The 18,248-nt window shown below is 71.2% G+C and carries 18 protein-coding genes; 12 read left to right on the top strand and 6 right to left on the bottom strand.

The annotated features are described in order from the left end of the window. Nucleotides 1–169 precede the first annotated feature (169 nt). From B0I32_RS46620 to B0I32_RS46610, 3 genes are read left to right on the top strand one after another with little or no spacing between them, the layout of a single operon-like run. Complete coding sequence (locus tag B0I32_RS46620) at nt 170–496, top strand: DUF3140 domain-containing protein (protein WP_106250724.1); 327 nt, start codon at nt 170–172, stop codon at nt 494–496. 4 nt (nt 497–500) lie between these two features. Beyond that, nucleotides 501–851, top strand: a complete 351-nt coding sequence (locus B0I32_RS46615; RefSeq protein WP_106250722.1) for a nuclear transport factor 2 family protein — start codon at nt 501–503, stop codon at nt 849–851. A 37-nt stretch (nt 852–888) separates the two neighbouring features. Then, entirely contained in the window at nt 889–1,101 is a 213-nt protein-coding gene (locus tag B0I32_RS46610; RefSeq protein WP_106250720.1) for a hypothetical protein, read from the top strand. A 212-nt stretch (nt 1,102–1,313) separates the two neighbouring features. On the opposite strand, the gene B0I32_RS46605 is transcribed toward B0I32_RS46610, so the two are convergent. Both B0I32_RS46605 and B0I32_RS46600 read right to left on the bottom strand, forming a co-directional pair. Further along, entirely contained in the window at nt 1,314–1,610 is a 297-nt protein-coding gene (locus B0I32_RS46605; RefSeq protein WP_106250718.1) for a DUF6228 family protein, read from the bottom strand. Nucleotides 1,611–1,630: 20 nt separating this feature from the next. Next, on the bottom strand, nt 1,631–2,242 hold the full coding sequence (locus B0I32_RS46600; protein WP_106250717.1) for a TetR/AcrR family transcriptional regulator: 612 nt from the start codon (nt 2,240–2,242) through the stop codon (nt 1,631–1,633). Nucleotides 2,243–2,367: 125 nt separating this feature from the next. Between B0I32_RS46600 and B0I32_RS46595 the strand changes: the two genes are divergently transcribed. Beyond that, on the top strand, nt 2,368–3,315 hold the full coding sequence (locus B0I32_RS46595) for a beta-ketoacyl-ACP synthase III (protein ID WP_106250715.1): 948 nt from the start codon (nt 2,368–2,370) through the stop codon (nt 3,313–3,315). 8 nt (nt 3,316–3,323) lie between these two features. Here the strand turns inward: B0I32_RS46595 and B0I32_RS46590 are convergent, their stop codons facing one another. After that, nucleotides 3,324–3,950 carry a TetR/AcrR family transcriptional regulator gene (locus B0I32_RS46590; RefSeq protein ID WP_219912356.1) on the bottom strand — a complete coding sequence of 209 codons (627 nt, stop codon included), beginning with the start codon at nt 3,948–3,950 and terminating at the stop codon, nt 3,324–3,326. A 65-nt stretch (nt 3,951–4,015) separates the two neighbouring features. Here B0I32_RS46590 and B0I32_RS46585 point away from each other — a divergent pair, with 65 nt between their 5' ends. The 4 genes from B0I32_RS46585 to B0I32_RS46570 all read left to right on the top strand — a co-directional run bounded on the left by B0I32_RS46585 (nt 4,016) and on the right by B0I32_RS46570 (nt 10,366). After that, on the top strand, nt 4,016–5,290 hold the full coding sequence (locus B0I32_RS46585; protein ID WP_106250711.1) for an FAD-dependent oxidoreductase: 1,275 nt from the start codon (nt 4,016–4,018) through the stop codon (nt 5,288–5,290). A 43-nt stretch (nt 5,291–5,333) separates the two neighbouring features. Next, entirely contained in the window at nt 5,334–6,071 is a 738-nt protein-coding gene (locus B0I32_RS46580; RefSeq protein WP_106250709.1) for a hypothetical protein, read from the top strand. Nucleotides 6,072–6,194: 123 nt separating this feature from the next. Continuing rightward, the gene (locus B0I32_RS58375) at nt 6,195–9,236 is read left to right on the top strand and encodes an AfsR/SARP family transcriptional regulator (RefSeq protein ID WP_106250707.1); all 3,042 of its coding nucleotides are present in this window, start codon (nt 6,195–6,197) and stop codon (nt 9,234–9,236) included. Nucleotides 9,237–9,346: 110 nt separating this feature from the next. Then, entirely contained in the window at nt 9,347–10,366 is a 1,020-nt protein-coding gene (locus B0I32_RS46570; RefSeq protein ID WP_106250705.1) for a fatty acid desaturase family protein, read from the top strand. A 79-nt stretch (nt 10,367–10,445) separates the two neighbouring features. On the opposite strand, the gene B0I32_RS46565 is transcribed toward B0I32_RS46570, so the two are convergent. After that, the gene (locus tag B0I32_RS46565) at nt 10,446–10,667 is read right to left on the bottom strand and encodes a hypothetical protein (protein WP_106250704.1); all 222 of its coding nucleotides are present in this window, start codon (nt 10,665–10,667) and stop codon (nt 10,446–10,448) included. 70 nt (nt 10,668–10,737) lie between these two features. Between B0I32_RS46565 and B0I32_RS46560 the strand changes: the two genes are divergently transcribed. The 4 genes from B0I32_RS46560 to B0I32_RS46545 all read left to right on the top strand — a co-directional run bounded on the left by B0I32_RS46560 (nt 10,738) and on the right by B0I32_RS46545 (nt 14,713). Continuing rightward, nucleotides 10,738–11,913 carry a sensor histidine kinase gene (locus tag B0I32_RS46560; protein WP_106250702.1) on the top strand — a complete coding sequence of 392 codons (1,176 nt, stop codon included), beginning with the start codon at nt 10,738–10,740 and terminating at the stop codon, nt 11,911–11,913. After that, nucleotides 11,910–12,584: a response regulator gene (locus tag B0I32_RS46555; protein ID WP_106250700.1), complete on the top strand. Its 675-nt coding sequence runs from the start codon at nt 11,910–11,912 to the stop codon at nt 12,582–12,584. Before B0I32_RS46560 ends, B0I32_RS46555 begins: the two co-directional genes overlap by 4 nt. Nucleotides 12,585–12,707: 123 nt before the next feature. Continuing rightward, nucleotides 12,708–13,958, top strand: a complete 1,251-nt coding sequence (locus B0I32_RS46550; protein ID WP_106250698.1) for a cytochrome ubiquinol oxidase subunit I — start codon at nt 12,708–12,710, stop codon at nt 13,956–13,958. 14 nt (nt 13,959–13,972) lie between these two features. Next, nucleotides 13,973–14,713 (top strand): cytochrome d ubiquinol oxidase subunit II, encoded by a 741-nt coding sequence (locus B0I32_RS46545; protein ID WP_106250696.1) that lies wholly within the window; start codon nt 13,973–13,975, stop codon nt 14,711–14,713. Here the strand turns inward: B0I32_RS46545 and B0I32_RS46540 are convergent. Both B0I32_RS46540 and B0I32_RS46535 read right to left on the bottom strand, forming a co-directional pair. Beyond that, nucleotides 14,710–16,464 carry a bifunctional metallophosphatase/5'-nucleotidase gene (locus tag B0I32_RS46540; protein ID WP_106250694.1) on the bottom strand — a complete coding sequence of 585 codons (1,755 nt, stop codon included), beginning with the start codon at nt 16,462–16,464 and terminating at the stop codon, nt 14,710–14,712. The two genes, B0I32_RS46545 and B0I32_RS46540, sit on opposite strands and share 4 nt — an antisense overlap. Nucleotides 16,465–16,570: 106 nt before the next feature. After that, nucleotides 16,571–18,232 carry an alpha-amylase family protein gene (locus B0I32_RS46535; RefSeq protein WP_106250692.1) on the bottom strand — a complete coding sequence of 554 codons (1,662 nt, stop codon included), beginning with the start codon at nt 18,230–18,232 and terminating at the stop codon, nt 16,571–16,573. Nucleotides 18,233–18,248: the final 16 nt, after the last annotated feature.

Raw genomic sequence — 18,248 nt, 5'->3', positions numbered from 1 at the left:
CCAATCCCGGCGGGCACGGGGCGTACGACGGCTGTGCGAATCTCGGCGGGCACGGACGTACGGTGGCCGTGCGAATCCCGGCGGACACGGACGTACGGTGGCCGCGCGAATGCCGCACGGGGCGGGTTTCAGGTGCGTAAGGCCCGGCCAGGCGGGTAGGCGGCCTGGCATGAGTGCAGGGTTCGAGGGTTTCGACACCGACATGTTGTGGGACGAGTTCCATCGTGTGGTCAACATGAGCTCCGAGGAACTTCGGGCCCACCTGCTCGCCGACGCGTCCGACGAGGAGGGGTTCCCTCCTGACCCGGATCTGGGCATCGACGAGCTGGGGCGCGCCGTTCTGCATGTCCTGCGCAAGCGGAAGGGCGACCTGACCAAGGTCGACCTCGACGTGATGCGGCAGGTCGTGGAGCGCGTCGAGACCATGGGCGACCGTACGGACGACGGCTCGCGACGCGAGCTGATGTCCGTCGGACACGATCCGCTGAGAGGTTAGACCGATGGTCGAGCCCCTTCCGTGGATCGAGGGATACGTGCGGGCGTGGAACTCCAACGATCCCGACGACATCGCCGCCCTGTTCACCGAGAACGCGGTCTATTACACCGAGCCGTACAGCTCGCCCTGGCAGGGGCGTGACGAGATCGTCGCGCAATGGCTGGGACGGCAGGACAAACCTGGCGAGGCCACTTTCGAGTGGCATCCGGTGTGCGTGACGGACGACCTGAGCGTCATCCAAGGAGTCACGACATATCCGGATAAGACGTACAGCAACCTCTGGGTGATCCGCTTCGCTTCCGATGGGCGATGCCGGGAATTCACCGAATGGTGGATGCGGCACGATGCCAAGTGATGCAATGGGCCGAACCGTCTTCACCCGAGGAGATCCGTTGAGAGACAACCTCGACCTCGCCGCGAGCGCCCAGGAACTGGCCGACGCCGCCCCGACGGGATCGATCGACCGCGCCGCCGCCTCGTCGGTGGCGATCACGCTTGCCACCACCCGTGACATCTCCGACGCCAGGAAGACCCTGGACGGGCTCTCGCCCGAGGAGGTCAGGCAGGCGGCGCTGCAACTGTTCGACCGGCTCTCCTCGGCCTGACCCGCCCGACCGCTTCTCCTCGGACCGGCACCACCTGCAACCGGCCGCGCCACCAGCCCGCCGACCGGCGTCACCGGCACGGGCTCTTCCGGCGCGGGCTCTTCCGGCGCGGGCTCTTTCAGCACGGACCACTCAACGCTGCCCAACTGTCGCGCCGGCTGTCTTCGCGCTGCCCGTTTTCGCGCTGCCCGTTTCGCGGCCCCCACCGACCTTCATGGCCGGGCGAGGAAGGCCCGGACGTCGGAGGCCAGGGTGGTCAGTTGCTGCCCGGCCTCGATCCAGGTGGTCGCGGAGACCTCCCACGTCGCTTCCATACCGAGACCGGGACGCATGCTCCAGCCCAGTTCGACGTGACCGCCGAGTCCATCGGCCGTGGCCTCGACGGAGAAGACGGTCTCGTCGTCGTCGATCCGCCGCCCGCTGAGCCGGATCGCCACCGCGGGGTCCCGCGAACAGCGAACCAGCACGTCGGACGGCCTGCCCTGGCCCTCGTGACCTTCGTAGCCCACGCGAGCAGGATAGTCAGCGCTCAGTGCGTGGGAGTGTGGCCCAGGCGGGCTCGCATGGCCTGGCGGGCGTACGTGGCGGCTCGGGGGTCACGGTGGAGCTGGACGGCGTGGTTGAGCGCCATGGCCAGGCCCAGGAGTTCGAAGGCGAGGAGACCGGGCTCCGTGTCCTCGGGGAGATCTCCCGCGGCCACCGCTCTGCGGATCTCCTTGCCGAGACGGTCGCGCCAGGCGTCGAACCGTGACTCGACCGCGTCCCGCACCGGGCCCGGACGGCCGTCGAACTCGTGCGCGGCGGCCGTGAAGAAGCAACCGCCGGGGAAGACCTGACGCTCCAGGTAGGAGATCCACGCCTCGCAGAGCACCCGCAACCGGGTCAGGCCGGGCGTGGCCGAGCGGGCGGGCTCCCAGACCTCGGCGCGGAAGATCTCGTCGGCGCGGCCCAGGACCGCGAGCTGGAGTGCTTCTTTGGAGCCGAAGTGCCCGAGCACGCCTGACTTGCTCATGGCCAGTTCGGCGGCGAGGCGGCCGATGGTCAGCCCTTCGAGCCCGTCGTTGGAGGCGATGGCCACCGAGCGGTCGAGGATGGCCGCACGCGTGCCGAGGGCCTCGGCCACGGACCTGCGCGGGCTCATCCGAGCTCGCTTCCGGGCAGCGGTTGCCTGCGGCCGGTGTGCCGGTGGGTGAGCGGGGTCATGGGGTCAGGGTAGCGGGCCTCGGTGGATTAGCGTACGAACGGTCGGTTGCTATAGTCCGCAATATGAATGGATCACGGCTTGTCGCGACTGGTCACTATCAACCGGCAAAAGTCCTGACGAATGATGATCTGGCGGCCATGGTGGACACCAGCGACGAGTGGATCACCAGGCGGGTCGGGATCCGTACCAGGCACGTGGCCGCTGACGGCGAGAGCGTGGCGGACCTGGCCACGCACGCCGCCGCCAAAGCGCTGGCCGGCAGCGGGCTGGAGCCGTCCGCGATCGATCTCGTGCTGATCGCCACCTGCACCCAGACCGAACGCGCCCCCAACGTCGCCTCCCACGTCGCGGGGCGGCTCGGCGTGCCGGAGGCCGCGCTGATGGACGTCGGCGTCTCCTGCTCCGGGTTCACGCACGCCCTCGCCCAGGCCGACCACGCCATCCGCGCGGGCGCGGCGACGAACGCGCTGGTCGTGGGGGCGGACAAGATGACCGCCGTGACCGACTGGACCGACCGGACGACGTGCGTGCTGACCGGCGACGGCGCCGGGGCCGCCGTGGTGAGCGCGGTGGGCGCGGCCGAGGAGCCGGGGATCGGGCCCGTCGTGTGGGGTTCCGCGCCGGAGCTGGGGACCGCCGTACGGATCGAGGGGACGCCCACCCGCTTCTCCCAGGACGGCCAGTCGGTCTACCGCTGGGCCACCACGCGGCTGCCCGAGCTCGCCCGGCGGGCGTGCGAGCGCGGCGGCGTACGGCCGGAGGCACTGGCGGCGGTGGTGCTGCACCAGGCGAACCTGCGCATCATCGAGCCCATCGCGCAGAAGCTCGGCGCGGTGAACGCGATCGTCGCCCGTGACGTGGTCGAGTCGGGCAACACCTCGGCCGCGAGCGTGCCGCTGGCGCTGGCCAAGCTGCTGGAGCGGGGCGAGGTGGCGAAGGGTGCGCCGATGTTGCTGTTCGGCTTCGGCGGGAACCTGTCCTACGCGGGCATGATCGTGCGCTGCCCCTGAGGATGGACTCAGGGGCCGGCGGCGGGCGGGTCGGCTGACGGGCGCGGCCGGCTCAGGTGGGCGACCAGTTTCTCGATCTGCTGGGCGTAGTGGTCGGTGACCTCGGGCGCGGCCGGGTCCTGGTCCCAGACGGCGCGGACGAGCCGGGGAAACGAGATGCCCGCCGCCGCCATCGCGAAGAGCGCCACCAGGAGCGCGCCCGGGTCGAGGTCGGCGGGGAACTCGCCGGCCTCCTGGCGGCGGCGCAACTGCTCCAGGTCGCGCCGCACATCGGCGACGAACGCCGGGTCGGGTGCCGTGTCGTCGGTGAGGCCCTGCCAGAGCATCAGCCGGCCGTAGTCGCGGCGGTCGGCGTTGGCGCGGACGTAGGAGGCGGCCAGCTCGCCGAGTGAGGCCGACGGGTCGGCGAAGGCACTCTCCTCGGCCTGCCAGCGGGTGTTGAGGGCCTGGTAGAGCCCCTCCTTTCCGCCGAAATAGTACGAAATAAGCTGCTTGTTCACCCCGGCCCTGGTCGCGATCTCGCTCACCCGCGCCCCCGCGAACCCCTTCGCCGCGAACTCCTCCAGCGCCGCCTGCAGAATCCGGGCCTTCGTGCGCTCGGGGTCGCGCTGCCTCTCCTCCGGTGCTCGCCTCATGCCCGCCAGCTTATCATCCATCTGTTTGGTTGACAGTTTCATCCGCTTGGTTGATAGTCGGAGGCATGACGACGCAGACGAAGCACATCGCGATCATCGGCGGCGGGGTCGGCGGGCTCTGCCTGGCCCAAGGACTGCGCAAGGCGGGGCTCGACGTGACCGTCTACGAGCGCGACCGGACCCCGTCCGACCGGCTCCAGGGCTACCGCGTGCACATCGACCCGCACGGCGCCCGCGCCCTGCACGACTGCCTGCCCGCACCGCTGTGGCAGGCCTTCCTGGACACCACCGGACGAGGCGGGCAGGACTTCGGCTTCCTCACCGAGCGGCTGCGCACGCTGGCGCTGCTGGAGACGCCGGCCGCCGCGGACGCGGCCGACGACCACCACTCCGTCAGCCGCATCACGCTCAGGCAGGTGCTGCTGTCCGGCCTGGACGACGTCGTACGGTTCGGGAAGACGTACGAGCGCTACGAGCGGCTGCCAGACGGGCGGGTGCGGCTGTTCTTCGCCGACGGCACCGACGCGACGGCCGACATCGTGGTCGCCGCGGACGGCGGCAACTCCCGGGTGCGCAAGCAGTACCTGCCGCACGCCGAGCGGGTGGACACCGGGATCACCACCCTGGCCGGCAAGTTCCCGCTGACGGCGGAGACCAGGAAGCTGCTCACGCCCCGGCTGGTCGAAGGACCCAACAACGTGATCCCGCCCCAGGGGATGGGGTTCTTCACCGCCCCGCACGACCTGGGCGCGGCTACCGCCCGCGACGACGGGATCGGCGGGACCGAGCAGGAGGGCGCGCTGATGGACAACGCCGGCAGCTACATCCTGTGGGCGTTCGGCGCGACGTCAGGACGGTTCCCCTCGAACCTCTCCGGGATGACGGGCGAGCAGCTCAAGGCCACCGTGGCGGACATGATCGCGTCCTGGCATCCCGACCTGCGCAGGCTGGTCGACCTGTCCCACCCGGACACGGTCACGCTGCTGCCGATCCGTACCTCGATCCCGATCGAGCCCTGGCCGGCCAGCACGATCACCCTGCTCGGCGACGCCATCCACAGCATGACGCCGATGCGCGGCATCGGCGCCAACACCGCGCTGCGCGACGCGCGCCTGCTCTGCGCCGCTCTGACCGCCGGCCTGACCATCGGCGGCGACCCCGTCGCGGCCATCGCCCGCTACGAGGCGGAGATGCGGGAGTACGGCTTCGCCGCCGTGCGCGACTCGCTGCGCTCGGCCGAGCAGTTCATCGGGGACAACCGGGCGGCGCGGGCCGGGTTCAAGACGTTCCTGCGGGTGGTGCAGCACGTCCCCGCGCTCAAGGCCAAGGTGTTCTCCTAGGTCGGCTGTTGCGCGGAGCGGGCCTGGCGAAGAATGTGGAGGCATGCCAGGCGTCGACACGCTGGACGGTCTGCTCAAGGCCGTCGCCGAATTCCGTACGGACGACTACGAACTGCGGGCCGAGCAGGGCGCGCTCGACCGCGCCAGGCGCTCGATCGAGGAGTCGGGGCTGCTGCTGCTCGGCGAGGTGCACGGCGTCAGGGAGAACCCGTTGATCATCGGCGCGCTCATGCGCGCGCTCGGGCTGACCCACCTGGCCCTCGAATGGCCCGGAGACCTCAAGCACCAGCTCGACGTCTATCTGAGCGAGGGTACGGGGCTGGACCACCCGCTGTGGTGGCTCGGCGACGGGCGCGTCACCGCCGGGCACCTCGCGATGCTCAAGGCCATCCCCGGACTGTCGATCACGCTGTTCGACGGGGGCATGTTCACCGGCGACTGGTCGCAGCGGGACGCCCTGATGGCCGAGCGGGTGCTGACGGCGCACCTGGAGCCGGCGCTGGTCGTGGCCGGTCACGCCCACGCGCTCACCTCGCCGACGGAGCTCGGCCTGCCCATGGGGGCGTGCCTGGCCAGCGCGCGGCCGTCGCTGGAGAGCGTGCGGATCGACTACGGCACCGGCGGCTACTACGCCATCGAACCACGCCAGACCAGGGGCTACTCCGCGCCGGACGGACTGCGGGTGGTGGACGGGGAGCTGGTCGTGGGGCTGCCCGTGTTCCACGAGGCCACGGTGCCGCACCTGCCGGTCGAGCTGCTACGGGAGCGCCTCGGGCTCTGACCGTCTCCCGCTGAGGCGGGCACACGCCCGCCCCCGGCGGGGCGGGCGCGGGCCTGGGGCGGCCGGGGGCGGGGTGGTGGCGTGGCGGTTACTGTGGACTCGGCGTGCGGTCGTGGAGGGCGGATGCGGGTCGGGATCCTGGGGCCCCTGCGGGTGGCGGGCGGCGAGATCGGCGGCGCCCGGGTACGCGTCCTGCTGGTACGGCTGGCGCTCGACCCCGGCCGCGTGGTGACCGCCGATCGCCTGATCGACGACCTGTGGCCGGACGACGCGCCCGCGCATCCGACGGCGGCGCTGCAGTCGCTGGTGTCCAGGGCGCGCAGGGAGGCTCCCGGGCTGATCTCCTCCCATCCGGCCGGTTACCTGCTCGACGTGCCGCCCGGCGAGGTGGACGCGTGGGCGTTCGAACGGCTGGCCCGCGACGGCGAGGCTGGGCGGGCGCTGGCGCTGTGGCGGGGCCCGGCGCTGGCCGACGCGGCGGAGCTGCCGTTCGCGGCGGGGCCGGCGGCGCGGCTGGAGGAACTGCGGCTGACGACCCTGGCCACCCGCATCGCCACCGACCTCACCACCCTGCAGAGCACCGGCCGGAACGGCTTCCCGGACGCCGGCCTCGACGCCCTCCGGGTGACCGGCCGGAACCGTTCTCCGGACGCCGGCCTCTATGCCGTCGGTGATCAGGGTGCGGCCGAGCCGGTGACCGGCCTGGATGGGCTGGTGGCCGAGCTGGAAGGGCTGGTGGCGGCGCATCCGTTGCGGGAGCCGTTCCACGCCCTGCTCATGCGCGCCCTGACCGCCGGCGGCAGGCGGGCCGGGGCGCTGACCGTGTTCGAGCGGATCAGGACGGCCCTGGCGACGGAGCTGGGCGTCGATCCCGGGCCCGAGCTGCGGGAGGCGCACCTGGCGGCACTGCGCGACGACGAGCCGGCCGCCGGCGGCAACCTGCCCGCACGGCTCACGAGCTTCGTCGGCCGCTCGGAGGACGTCGCCCAGGTCACCCGGCAACTCGGCACGGCCAGACTGGTCACGCTGGTGGGCCCCGGCGGCGCCGGAAAGACACGCCTGGCCGTGGAGGTGGCCGCGTCGCTGGAAACGGGCGCGGAACTGGGAGCAGGCGCGGGACCGAGGGCGGGTGCGGGGCCGGGCGTTCCTGGTGGTGTGTGGTTGGTCGAGTTGGCCGCTGTCACCGGGGTGCGGGCCGCGTTGGAGGCGGTGTTCAGGACCACCGACCTGGTCCCGACGCTGCGCGGCCGCGCGCCCCTGATCGTGCTGGACAACTGCGAGCACCTGATCGACGAGGCCGCGCGGGTGGCGCGGTGGCTGCTGTCCGAGGTGGCGGGGCTGCGGATCCTGGCCACCAGCAGGGAGCCGCTGGACATCCCCGGCGAGCGCCTGCACCAGGTCCTCCCGCTGCCCGAGCAGCCGGCACGGGAGCTGCTCAGGGACCGGGCCGCCGCCGCCCGGCCGGGGCTGCGGCTGGACGACGCGGACGCGGCGCGGATCTGCCGCGAGCTGGACGGCATCCCGCTGGCCATCGAGCTGGCCGCCGCCCGCCTGCGCACGATGCCGGTCCCGGTGCTGGTGGAGCAGCTCGGCGACCGGCTGGCCTTCCGTGGCGGGCGCACGTCGGAGCCGCGTCACCGCACGCTGCGCGCGGTCATCGACTGGAGCTGGAACCTGCTCTCGGAGCGCGAACGCGAGCTGCTACGGGGCCTGACGGTCTTCTCCGGCGGCGCCACGTACGAGGCCGTCGCGAAGATCTGCGGCGGTGACCTCGACCTGCTCTCCTCGCTGGTGGACAAGTCGCTCATCGCGTTCACCGGCGACCGCTACACGATGCTGGAGACGATCAGGCGGTACGCCGCCGCCGACCTCCCCGGACTGCGCCGGGCCCACGCCCGCTACTACACCGAGCTGGCCGAGACGGCGGAGCCGCACCTGCGGACCGGCGCGCAGCTCACCTGGCTGGCCGTGCTGGACGCGGAGCAGGGCAATCTGGACGCGGCGCTGCGCCACACCGACGACCCGCTGCGGGCCGTGCTGCCGCGCTTCTGGCCGTGGATCATGCGCGGCCGGCGCCGCGAGATCACCGAGCGGAGCGCCGAGGTGCTGGCCAGGGTAGGCGACACGCCGCCGCCGGGACGGGAGCTGGCGTACGGGCTGTGCCTGGCGGCGACGGGCGGCGGGCTGAACGAGGCGGTGCGCGCGTCCGACCATCCGGCCGCGCTGAACGCGTGGGCGCTGGCCACCGTGATGGAACCGCCCGAGGACGTGGTGGAGCTGACCGAGCGGGGCGTGACCGAGCTGCGCGGGCATCCCGACCCGTGGACCCGGTCGACGGCGCTGCTGGTCGGCGGCATCGTCCGGTTCGAGTACGGGACGGTGGCCGGTGCGGAGGATCTGCTGGAGCCGGCGCTGGCCGGGTTCAGGGCCACCGGCGACCGGTGGGGGCAGTGGGCGGCGCTCTACTGGCTGTCGCTGGTGGCGGAGAACCGGGGCGACTTCGCGGCGGCCGTCGCGCTGGGCGAGGAGCCCGAGCGGGCGGCGGCCGAGCTGTCGGGGCTGGAGACGCCGCTGGGGCCGATGACGTTCCTGCTGCGGCTCGGGCAGCTCAAGGTCAGGGCGGGCGACCACGTGGGCGCGGCGGAGACGCTGGCGCGGGCCTGGACGGCCGCCGTGCGCTCGGAGGACCAGGGCTTCATGGCCCGGGTCATGCACGCCAGGGGCGAGCTGGCCCGACGCACAGGTGACCGCGATGAGGCGGCACGGCTGCTGGAGGCGGCGCTGGCGATGGAGGCGGAGGTGTCCACGCAGTGCCGGGCGTTCATGCACGTCGAGCTGGCCAGGGTGAGCCGTGCGCCGGCCGGGCCGCTGCGGCGGGCGCTGGAGCTGATGGCCGGCTGCTCCGACCGGACGGCGCGGGCCACCGTGCTGGAGGGCGTGGCCGAGCACCTGGAACCACGGCCGGCGGCCCGGCTGCTGGGCGCCGCGCGGGCGCTGCGCGGCATCGGCGAGTCCGCCGACCCGTACGTACGCCGCCTGACCCGCCGGTGCGAACAGGCACTGGGCCCCGACAGATTGCAGGCGGCGCTGCGGGAGGGACCGGCGCTGCCTGAGCCCGAGAAATACGCGCTGAGCGCGCTCGCGTCGGCGGCGGTCGAGCGCTGACGTTCTCGGGCCGATCGGTGGGGTAGGTCACGCGGTCACTCGATGTTCTTCCAGTTTGGCGGCTGATACGCCATGGTTAGGGCAACTTGCACCGCGAGGTAAGGAGAGCAGTGGCCAGTCCAGGCACGATCGACACTCGAGGCAGTGACTTCGCCCGACTAGCCCATCGCATCACGGAGGCCGGTCTGCTCGACCGGCGTCCCGTCTACTACGCCGTACGCATGACCATCGCGGCCCTCGTCTACCTCGGCTGCTGGGCGTTGTTCGCCTGGGTGGGCGACTCCTGGCTGCAACTTCTCGTCGCGGTCCTGATGGCCGTGGTGTTCACGCAACTCGGCTTTCTCGCCCACGACCTGGGGCACCGGCAGGTCTTCAGGACCAGACGGCCGAGCGACATCGCCGGCCTGATCATCGGGAACTTCGGCGTGGGGCTCGGCTGGGGCTGGTGGAACACCAAGCACAACCGCCACCACGCCAATCCCAACCACGAGGACCACGATCCCGACGTCTCCCCCGCCGTGATCGTCTGGTCCCAGGAGCAGGCGGCGAACAGCAATGGCTTGCCGCGATTTATCGCGAAATATCAAGCCTTCTGGTTCTTCCCGCTGCTCACGCTCGAAGCCTGGCACCTGCACATCGCCAGCTTCAAGGCGCTGCTCAACCCGGCCGCCAAGCGCCGCCGCCTGGAGCTGACGCTCCTGGTCACCCACTTCGTCCTCTACTTCGGCCTGGTCTTCACCATCCTGCCGTTCGGCAAGGCGCTGCTCTTCCTGCTCGTGCACCAGGGACTCTTCGGGCTCTACCTCGGCTGCACGTTCGCCCCCAACCACAAGGGCATGCCGGTGCTGACCAAGGAGGACAAGCTCGACTTCCTCCGCAAGCAGGTGCTGACCTCGCGCAACGTGCGCGGCAACCTGTTCACCGACGTGGCGCTCGGCCAGCTCAACTACCAGATCGAGCACCATCTGTTCCCGCACATGCCGGCGCCGAACCTGCGCCGGGCCCAGCCGATCGTGGAGCGCTACTGCGCCGAGATCGGCGTCGACTATCTCCAGACCCGGCTGCTCACGTCGTACGGGCAGGCGTTGAGCCATCTGCACGAGGTCGGCGCGAACCTCCGGCAACGCTGAAAGTCACAGCCCCGGCAACGCTGAACGCGGAACTCCGGCAACGCGGAACTCCGGCAACGCCGAACCATGCGGGGCGCCCCTACCGGGCGCCCTCTTCCTCCAGGCGCTGGATCAGGGCGTCGCGGCGGCGTTCGAGCCCGGCGATCAGCTCGACCTGCTCGTCCGCCTGGCTGATCATCGCCGAGATCTCCACCTGGTCGGTGGCGCCGATGTCGCGGATCTGGTCGCGGACTTCCTGGTTCTCGGCGCGCAGCCGGGCCAGATCCTCTTCGACCTGCCGGAGTTCGTCCTTGGTGCTCATGCACCGGCTCTACCCAGGATGTGCGCTGCCAATTACCCCGTCATATGCGGATATGTAGACAATAGGAGTCATGAGCAGGCCGTCGACCAGCACGATCGTGACGTCCGTGACGATCGCCGTCGCGCTGATCGGCACCCTGGCGTCCTACGCCTTCTTCCCGCGCGTCAACCCGCTGAACGCGCTCGACCTCGTCCTGCCGCTGACCGCCGCCTGCGGGCTGCTGGTGCGGGAACGCTTCCCCGTCGCGGCGCTGATCGTCGTGGCGGCGTCGGTGGTCGCCTACTACCCGTGGGCCACGGTCGACGGGCCGATCCTCGTGCTGCTGTTCGTCTGCCTCTACTCCGCCGCCGACCTGGGGCACCTGACCGCGGCCATCGCCACCGGCGGCGCCTCGCTGCTGGCCATGGGGATCGGCGAGAGCGGCGGCGTCCGGCACGTGGACGACAGCCTGTTCCTGATGATCGCCGGGTGGGTGGTGGCCGCCATCGCGTTCGGCGGCGTCACCCGCAACCGCCGCGCGTACCTGGAGGAGGCCAGGCAGCACGCGCTGGACGCCGTACGCAGCAAGGAGGAGGAGGCCAGGCGGCGGGCCGGCGAGGAGCGGCTGCGGATCGCCAGGGAGCTGCACGACGTCCTGGGCCACAACATCTCCATGATCAACGTGCAGGCCGCCGCGGCGCTGCACGGGCTCAAGAAGCGGCCGGAAGAGGCCGAGACGGCGCTGCGGACGATCAAGGACACCAGCAAGGAGACGCTGCGCGAACTGCGGACCACGCTGGGCGTGCTGCGCCAGGTGGACGAGGACGCGCCGACCACTCCCCCCGACAGCCTGGCCCGGGTCGAGGCGCTGGTGCGTGACTCTGGCCTGGACGTGCGCACCGAGCTGTCCGGGCCGCTCGACGCGCTGCCCACCGAGGTGGACCTGGCCGCCGCCCGCATCGTCAGGGAGGCGCTGACGAACGTCTCGCGCCACTCCGGCACCGACCGGGCCACGCTCCGGCTCACCAGCGCGTCCGGGCACGTCGAGATCGAGGTCGACGACGAGGGCCCCGGCGCCGCATACGACGAGGGCAGCGGCTTCGGCGTGCAGGGCATGCGCGAGCGCGCCGCCGCGCTCGGCGGCACCCTGGTCGCGGGCCCGCGACCCGAGGGCGGCTGGCGCGTCGCCGCCCGCCTGCCGCTGAACCTGCCCACGAACCTGCCGCTGAACCTGCCGACGAACCTGCCGACGAACGGGGCTCGATGATCCGCGTACTGCTCGCCGACGACCAGACCCTGGTCCGTGCCGGCTTCCGGTCCATCCTCAGCGACGAGGAGGACATCGAGGTGGTGGCCGAGGCCGCCAACGGCGCGCAGGCCGTCGCCGGGGCCCGCGAGCACCGGCCCGACGTGGTCCTCATGGACATCCGGATGCCCGAGCTCGACGGCCTGGAGGCCACCCGCCGCATCGCCGGGGACCCGGCGCTCGACGGCGTCCGGGTGATCATCCTGACCACGTTCGACCTGGACGACTACGTGTACGGGGCGCTGCGCGCGGGCGCGGCCGGGTTCCTGGTCAAGGACACCGAGCCGGCCGAGCTGATCCACGCGGTCAGGGTCGTGGCCAGGGGCGACGCGCTGATCGCCCCGTCGATCACGCGCCGGCTGATCGCCGAGTTCGCCGGCCGGGTCAAGCGCCCCGAGCCGGGACCGCGGCTCAACGCGCTCACCGAGCGGGAGCGCGAGGTCATGACGCTGGTGGCGGCGGGCCTGTCCAACGACGAGATCGCGGCCAAGCTGGTGCTCAGCCCGGCCACGGCGAAGACGCACGTCAGCCGGATCATGACCAAGCTGTCCGTGCGGGACCGGGCGCAGCTCGTGGTCATCGCGTACGAGGCCGGCATGATCACCCCGGGCTGGCTCACCCCCGGAGCGTGATCACCCCCGGCCCTGCTTACCTCCTGAGTGGTACGCCGGGCCGGCCCATGCCACCCGGGATGTACGCCGGGTGCCCGCCCGGGCATGACGCGGCGCGCGGTGTCCTGCCCGGAGGCTCGGAGCATGGATACCCTGGACCTCGCCCGCCTGCAGTTCGCCCTCACGGCGGGCGCGCACTTCCTGTTCGTGGCGCTGACGCTCGGCCTGGCGACGATCGTGGCGGTCATCCAGACCCGGGCCACGTTCGGCGGCAACCCGGTGCACCTGCGGATGACGCGGTTCTGGGGCCAGCTCTATTTGATCAACTACGCGATGGGCATCGTCACCGGTCTCGTGATGGAGTTCCAGCTCGGGCTGTCGTGGAGCGGGCTGACGAACTACGCCGGCGACGTGTTCGGCTCGGCGCTGGCGATCGAGACGCTGGCGGCGTTCTTCGTCGAGTCCACGTTCCTGGGCCTGTGGATCTTCGGCTGGAACCGGCTGAACCGGTGGGCGCACCTGGCGGTGATCTGGGTGGTGACGCTGACGGCGTACGCGTCGGCGTTCTTCATCATGACCGCCAACGGCTTCCTGCAGAACCCGGTCGGCCACGTGCTGGAGGGCGACCGGCTCAGGCTGACGGACTTCGGCGCCATGGTGGCCAACCCGGCGGCGCAGCTCGCGTTCTGGCACGTGCTGGTGGGCGGGCTGATCACCGGGGCGTTCTTCGTCGCCGGGGTGAGCGCGTACCACCTGTGCCGGCGCACGCCCGAGCAGGACGTCTTCCGCAAGTCGCTGCGGATCGGGATCGGCCTGGCGCTGCCGGCCGTCTTCATGAACGCGGTGTTCGGCGGGATCTCGTTCCAGACCCTGCAGCCCGCCAAGACCGCCGCCTGGACGAACGACGCCGGCCGGCTGGCGGAGGCGCAGGCCGAGATGGTGGCCCGGTTCGGGCCGGGTGACTATCTGCCGCCCGTGGGGTGGGTGCAGGCGGGCGGCATCACGATGCTGACGTTGTTCGCGGTCATGCTGGCCGTGGCCGGGCTGAGCTTCCTGCTCATGCTGTTCCGGCCGGTGGTGCGCGGGTTCCGGCTCTGGCACTGGCTGCTCGTCCTGATGATCCCGGTCCCGTTCGTGACCATGCTGAGCGGCTGGATCTTCCGGGAGATGGGCCGCCAGCCGTGGGCCGTGTACGGGCTGCTGCGCACCTCGGAGGCCATGTCACCGGTGACGCCCGGCCAGATGCGCTTCTCCCTGATCGCGTTCTGCGCGACGTTCGCCGTGCTCATCGCGGTCAACACCTGGCTGCTGGCCAGGCAGGCCCGGCGCGGGCCCGGCGCGGTGGCGCTGGGCGACCGGCCGGCCGACGCCCCCGTCCCCGTCCCTTCGTTCTAGAACCGGAGCCGATCATGGAGATCCTGATCCTGGCCTTCTTCGTCCTCGGTTACCTGGTGCTGGCCGGCGCCGACATCGGGGTGGGCATGGCGCTGCCGTACCTCGGCCGCTCGCCCGCGGAGCGGCGCGAGGTGATCGCCGCCATCGCGCCGTTCTTCCTGGGCAACGAGGTGTGGCTGGTGGCCGCGGCCGGAGTGCTGGCCGGGCTGTTCCCCCGGTTGGAGGGTGAGCTGCTGCACGGCAACTACCCGGTCGTGGTGACGCTGCTGGTGGCGTGGGTGGTGCGCGACATGGGGCTGTGGCTGCGCGGGCGGGTGCCGGGGGCGCGCTGGCAGGCGTTCTGGGACGGCGCGATCGTGGCCGGGAGCTGGGGGCTGGCGCTGAGCTGGGGCACGCTGCTGGCCCACGTGCTGCTCGGCATCCGGGGGCCGGCGGCGGCGCTGCCCGCGCTGGTGCCGGCCGCGCTGTTCGGCACGCACGGGCTGACGTTCGCGGCGCTGCGGCTGCGCGGAACGCTGCGCGAGCGGGCCGCCGTGCTGTCGGGCGGGGCCGGGGAGTGGCGCACGTACGCGCTGACGTCGGCGGCGCTCGTGGTGGTGGGGGTGCTGGCCGGGCTCCGGCTGCCACTGGAGCCCGGCTCGGCGGGGCCGCTGCTGGTGCCGGTCGTCCTCACCCTGCTCCCGTTCCTGGTGGCCGCCCAGGCGTGGGTGTGGTGGACGTTCCGGCACCGCGTGAGCGGGCCCTCCTACCTCTAGAAGAGCGGCTGGCCGTCCCTGGTCAGCTTCCAGTTGGACGCGGCGAAGTCCGCCGGGTCGATGGTGCCCTGCGCGGTGGCGTACTCGATCAGCGCCTGCCTGATCTCCACCTGGGCGTTGTAGAGGACCGGGGCCGTGGTCACGTGCGGGAAGCTGCCGCCGCCCGACTGGCGGTAGTTGTTGATCGCGACGACGAACTCCTTGTCGGCCGGGAGCGGCGCGCCCTCGTAGCTCAGGTCGGCGATGCGCTGCCCGGCCGGCTTGGCCACGTCGATGTCGTACGACACCCCGGAGAGCTGGTCGTAGTTGTAGTCGGGGGTGTTGTTCGCGTTCGTCAGCGTGGCCGGGTCCACGGGGGCGCCGGGGGCGAGCTGGTTGAAGTACTTGGCGGAGTACTCCAGGTAGTCCTTGATCTGCGCGCCGGTCAGCTTCACCGCCAGCAGCGTGTTGTCGTAGACGTACAGACCGGCCACGTCCCTGACCCGGATGTCACCGGCGGGGAAGACGGCGCTGCGGCTGAACGGCGCGGCGATCGAGAGCACCGGCAGCGTGTTGTCCGGCAGCGCCTTCTTCACCGTCTCGACCTGGACGTGCTGGATGTAGTCGAGGATCGGCGTGTCCTTGTACGGCGACTCCGTGGCCGGCAGCTCCTGCGCCGACTGGGCGACGACCTTGTTGACGTAGCCGATCGTGGTGTCGTGCTGCGGCTTGAGCAGCCGGACGATCTTCGGGTCCTCCGCGACGGTGTTCGTGTTGAGCGTGGTGGCGGACTTGCCGGTGACCGTCCACCTGCCGCGCTGCTTGGCGAGCTGGAAGTCGAGCACCGACAGGCGCTGGCCCCACTTGCTCGGCTCGGTCAGCAGCACCTGCTCGCCGGTCGCCTTGTTGGTCACGAACCTCTGCGCGACCTCGTTGTGCGCGTGCCCGAACAGCACCGCGTCGATGCCCGGCACCTGCTCGGCCACCATCGCTGAGGCGTTCTCCACCGGCAGGTCGCCGCCGTAGGAGGACAGGCCGCTGTCGCCCGCGTGCGCGGTGACGACGACCACGTCCGCGCCGAGGCCGCGGATGACCGGCACCCACTTCCTGGCCGTGTCGACCAGGTCGGTGAAGCGCAGCCTGCCCTCGACGTTGGCCTTGTCCCAGATGGCCACACCCGGGTTGGTCAGGCCGAGCACGCCCACCTTGATCGGCTTGTCGCCCTTGACCTTCATCGTCTTGATCACGAACGGCTGGTACGCCGGCAGCCCCGTCCTGTCGCGGACGGCGTTCGCGCCCAGCACGGGGGCCTTCATCTGCTTGATCCAGGTGGCCAGCAGCGGCAGCCCGTAGTTGAACTCGTGGTTGCCCAGCGTCACGGCGTCATAGCCGATGGCGTTCATGGCCTTGGCCATCGGGTGGGTCCTGCCGGTCTCGGTGATCGGCTCGACCTTGGCGTAGTAGTACGCCAGCGGGGTGCCCTGAATGGTGTCACCCGAGTCGAACAGCAGCGTACGATCCGCTCCGCGCTCGGCCCTGATCCGGTTGACCAGCGAGGACACCTTGGCCAGGCCGACGGCGTTGCCCTGGCTGTCGGTGTAGGCGCCGTCCTTGAAGTAGTCCCAGTTGAGCACGTTCGCGTGGAGGTCGGACGTGCCCATGACCGTGACCGTGACCGTCTTGGCCGGTGGGCCGGCCTGCGCGGGGGGCGCCACCAGGGCCAGCGCGCACAGCGCGGCGGCTCCGGTGAGGGCGAGCTTCTTGGTCTGCATGCTGCTGGAGAGTAATCTCGACAAATTACTCATTGATTACGAAAGATGCTGATCAAGCTCACCCTGCCCGGAGCTCATCGCGACCGGAACTCACCGCGACCAGGACTCACCGTGCCTTCACCGACGCGTCCTCGGGGGCGACGTCCGGATGCGAGGCGCGCAGCCAGCGGCAGCCGTGCGGTTCCATCGTGATCCGCACCACGCCTCCGTCCGGCACCTCGGTGGTCCCGTCCACCAGTAGATCGGTGAGCCGGTAGCCGCCGAGGCCGTCCAGCCGCAGCTCCGCCTCCCGCGCCGTGTCGCTGAGGTTGTGCGCGACCACCACCGTGGCCCCGTCGGCGTCGCAGCGGTGCGCGAAGACGGCCGGCTCGCCCGTGTCCAGCACCGTGGACTCGCCCCACGCCAGCTCGGGGCACTCGCGGTAGCGCTCGATCAGCAACTGGAACCAGCGCAACAGCGAGTCGGTGTCGCGTTTCTGGTCGGCCACGTTCACCCGCTCGGGGCCGAACGCGCCCTCGGGCACGGCCCGGGCCGGCTTGACCCGGCTGAACCCGCCGTCGCGCGACCACTGCATGGGGACGCGGACCGCCATCCGGCCCTCCGCCTTCAGGTTCTCCCCCAGCCCGATCTCCTCGCCGTAGAAGATCACGGGCGTGCCGGGCAGCGAGAACAGCAGGCTGTAGGCCATCTTGATCCGCCGCAGGTCACCCCCGAGCATGGTCGGCAGGCGGCGGCGCAGCCCGCGCCCGAAGATCTGCATGTCCTCGCTCGGCCCGAAGGCCTGGAAGATCTCCTGCCGCTCGTCCTCGGTCAGCTTGTCCAGCGTCAGCTCGTCGTGGTTGCGCAGGAACACGGCCCACTGGGAGTCCTTGGGCGGCTTCGGCCGCTCGCGCAGGGCCTCCGCCAGCGCCCCCGCGTCGCAGCGGGCCAGCGACAGCCAGGCCTTCTGCATCCCGATGAAGTCGAAGCACATCGTGATCTGGTCGCCGAGCCCGTCGCCGAAGTAGGCGACGAGGTCCTTGTAGGCCACGTTCACCTCGCCGAGCAGGATCGACCCGCCCATCCGCCGGGTCATGAACGCCCGCAGGTCCGCCAGGAACTCGTGCGGCTCGGCCAGCTTCGGATCGACGTTCTCGATCAGGAACGGCACCGCGTCCACCCGGAAGCCCGACAGCCCCAGCTCCATCCAGAAGCCCAGGACGCGCGCGATCTCGTCCCTGACCGCGGGGTTGGCCACGTTCAGGTCCGGCTGGTGCCGATAGAAGCTGTGCAGGTAGTACTGGCCCGAGCCCTTGTCGTACTCCCAGATGCTGTCCTCCTTGTCGGGGAAGACGACCTGGTCGGGGTTGTCCGGTTCTGGGGTGTCGGACCAGACGTACCAGTCGCGGAGCGGCGAGTCCTTGCTCGACCGGGCCTCCTTGAACCAGGGATGCTTGTCGGAGGTGTGGTTGACCACGAGGTCGGCGATGACCCGGAGGCCGCGGTCGTGGGCGGTGCGCATGAACTCCACGAAGTCGCCCAGCGTGCCGAGCCGCGGATCGACGCTGTAGAAGTCGGTGATGTCGTAGCCGTCGTCCTTGTTGGGGGTGGGGAAGAACGGCATCAGCCACAGGCAGGTCACGCCGAGCCCGGCGAGATAGTCGATCTGCTGCGTCAGGCCGCGGAAGTCGCCCACGCCGTCGTCGTTGCCGTCCTTGAACGTCTCCACGTCCAGGCAGTAGACGACGGCATTTTTCCACCAGACGTCGGAGGTGTACGTCAGTCGCATCCACTCCCGCTACCCC

This window comes from Nonomuraea fuscirosea (assembly GCF_003001935.1).
Lineage (GTDB): Bacteria > Actinomycetota > Actinomycetes > Streptosporangiales > Streptosporangiaceae > Nonomuraea > Nonomuraea fuscirosea.
This window is presented reverse-complemented; position numbering and strand designations above follow the sequence as displayed.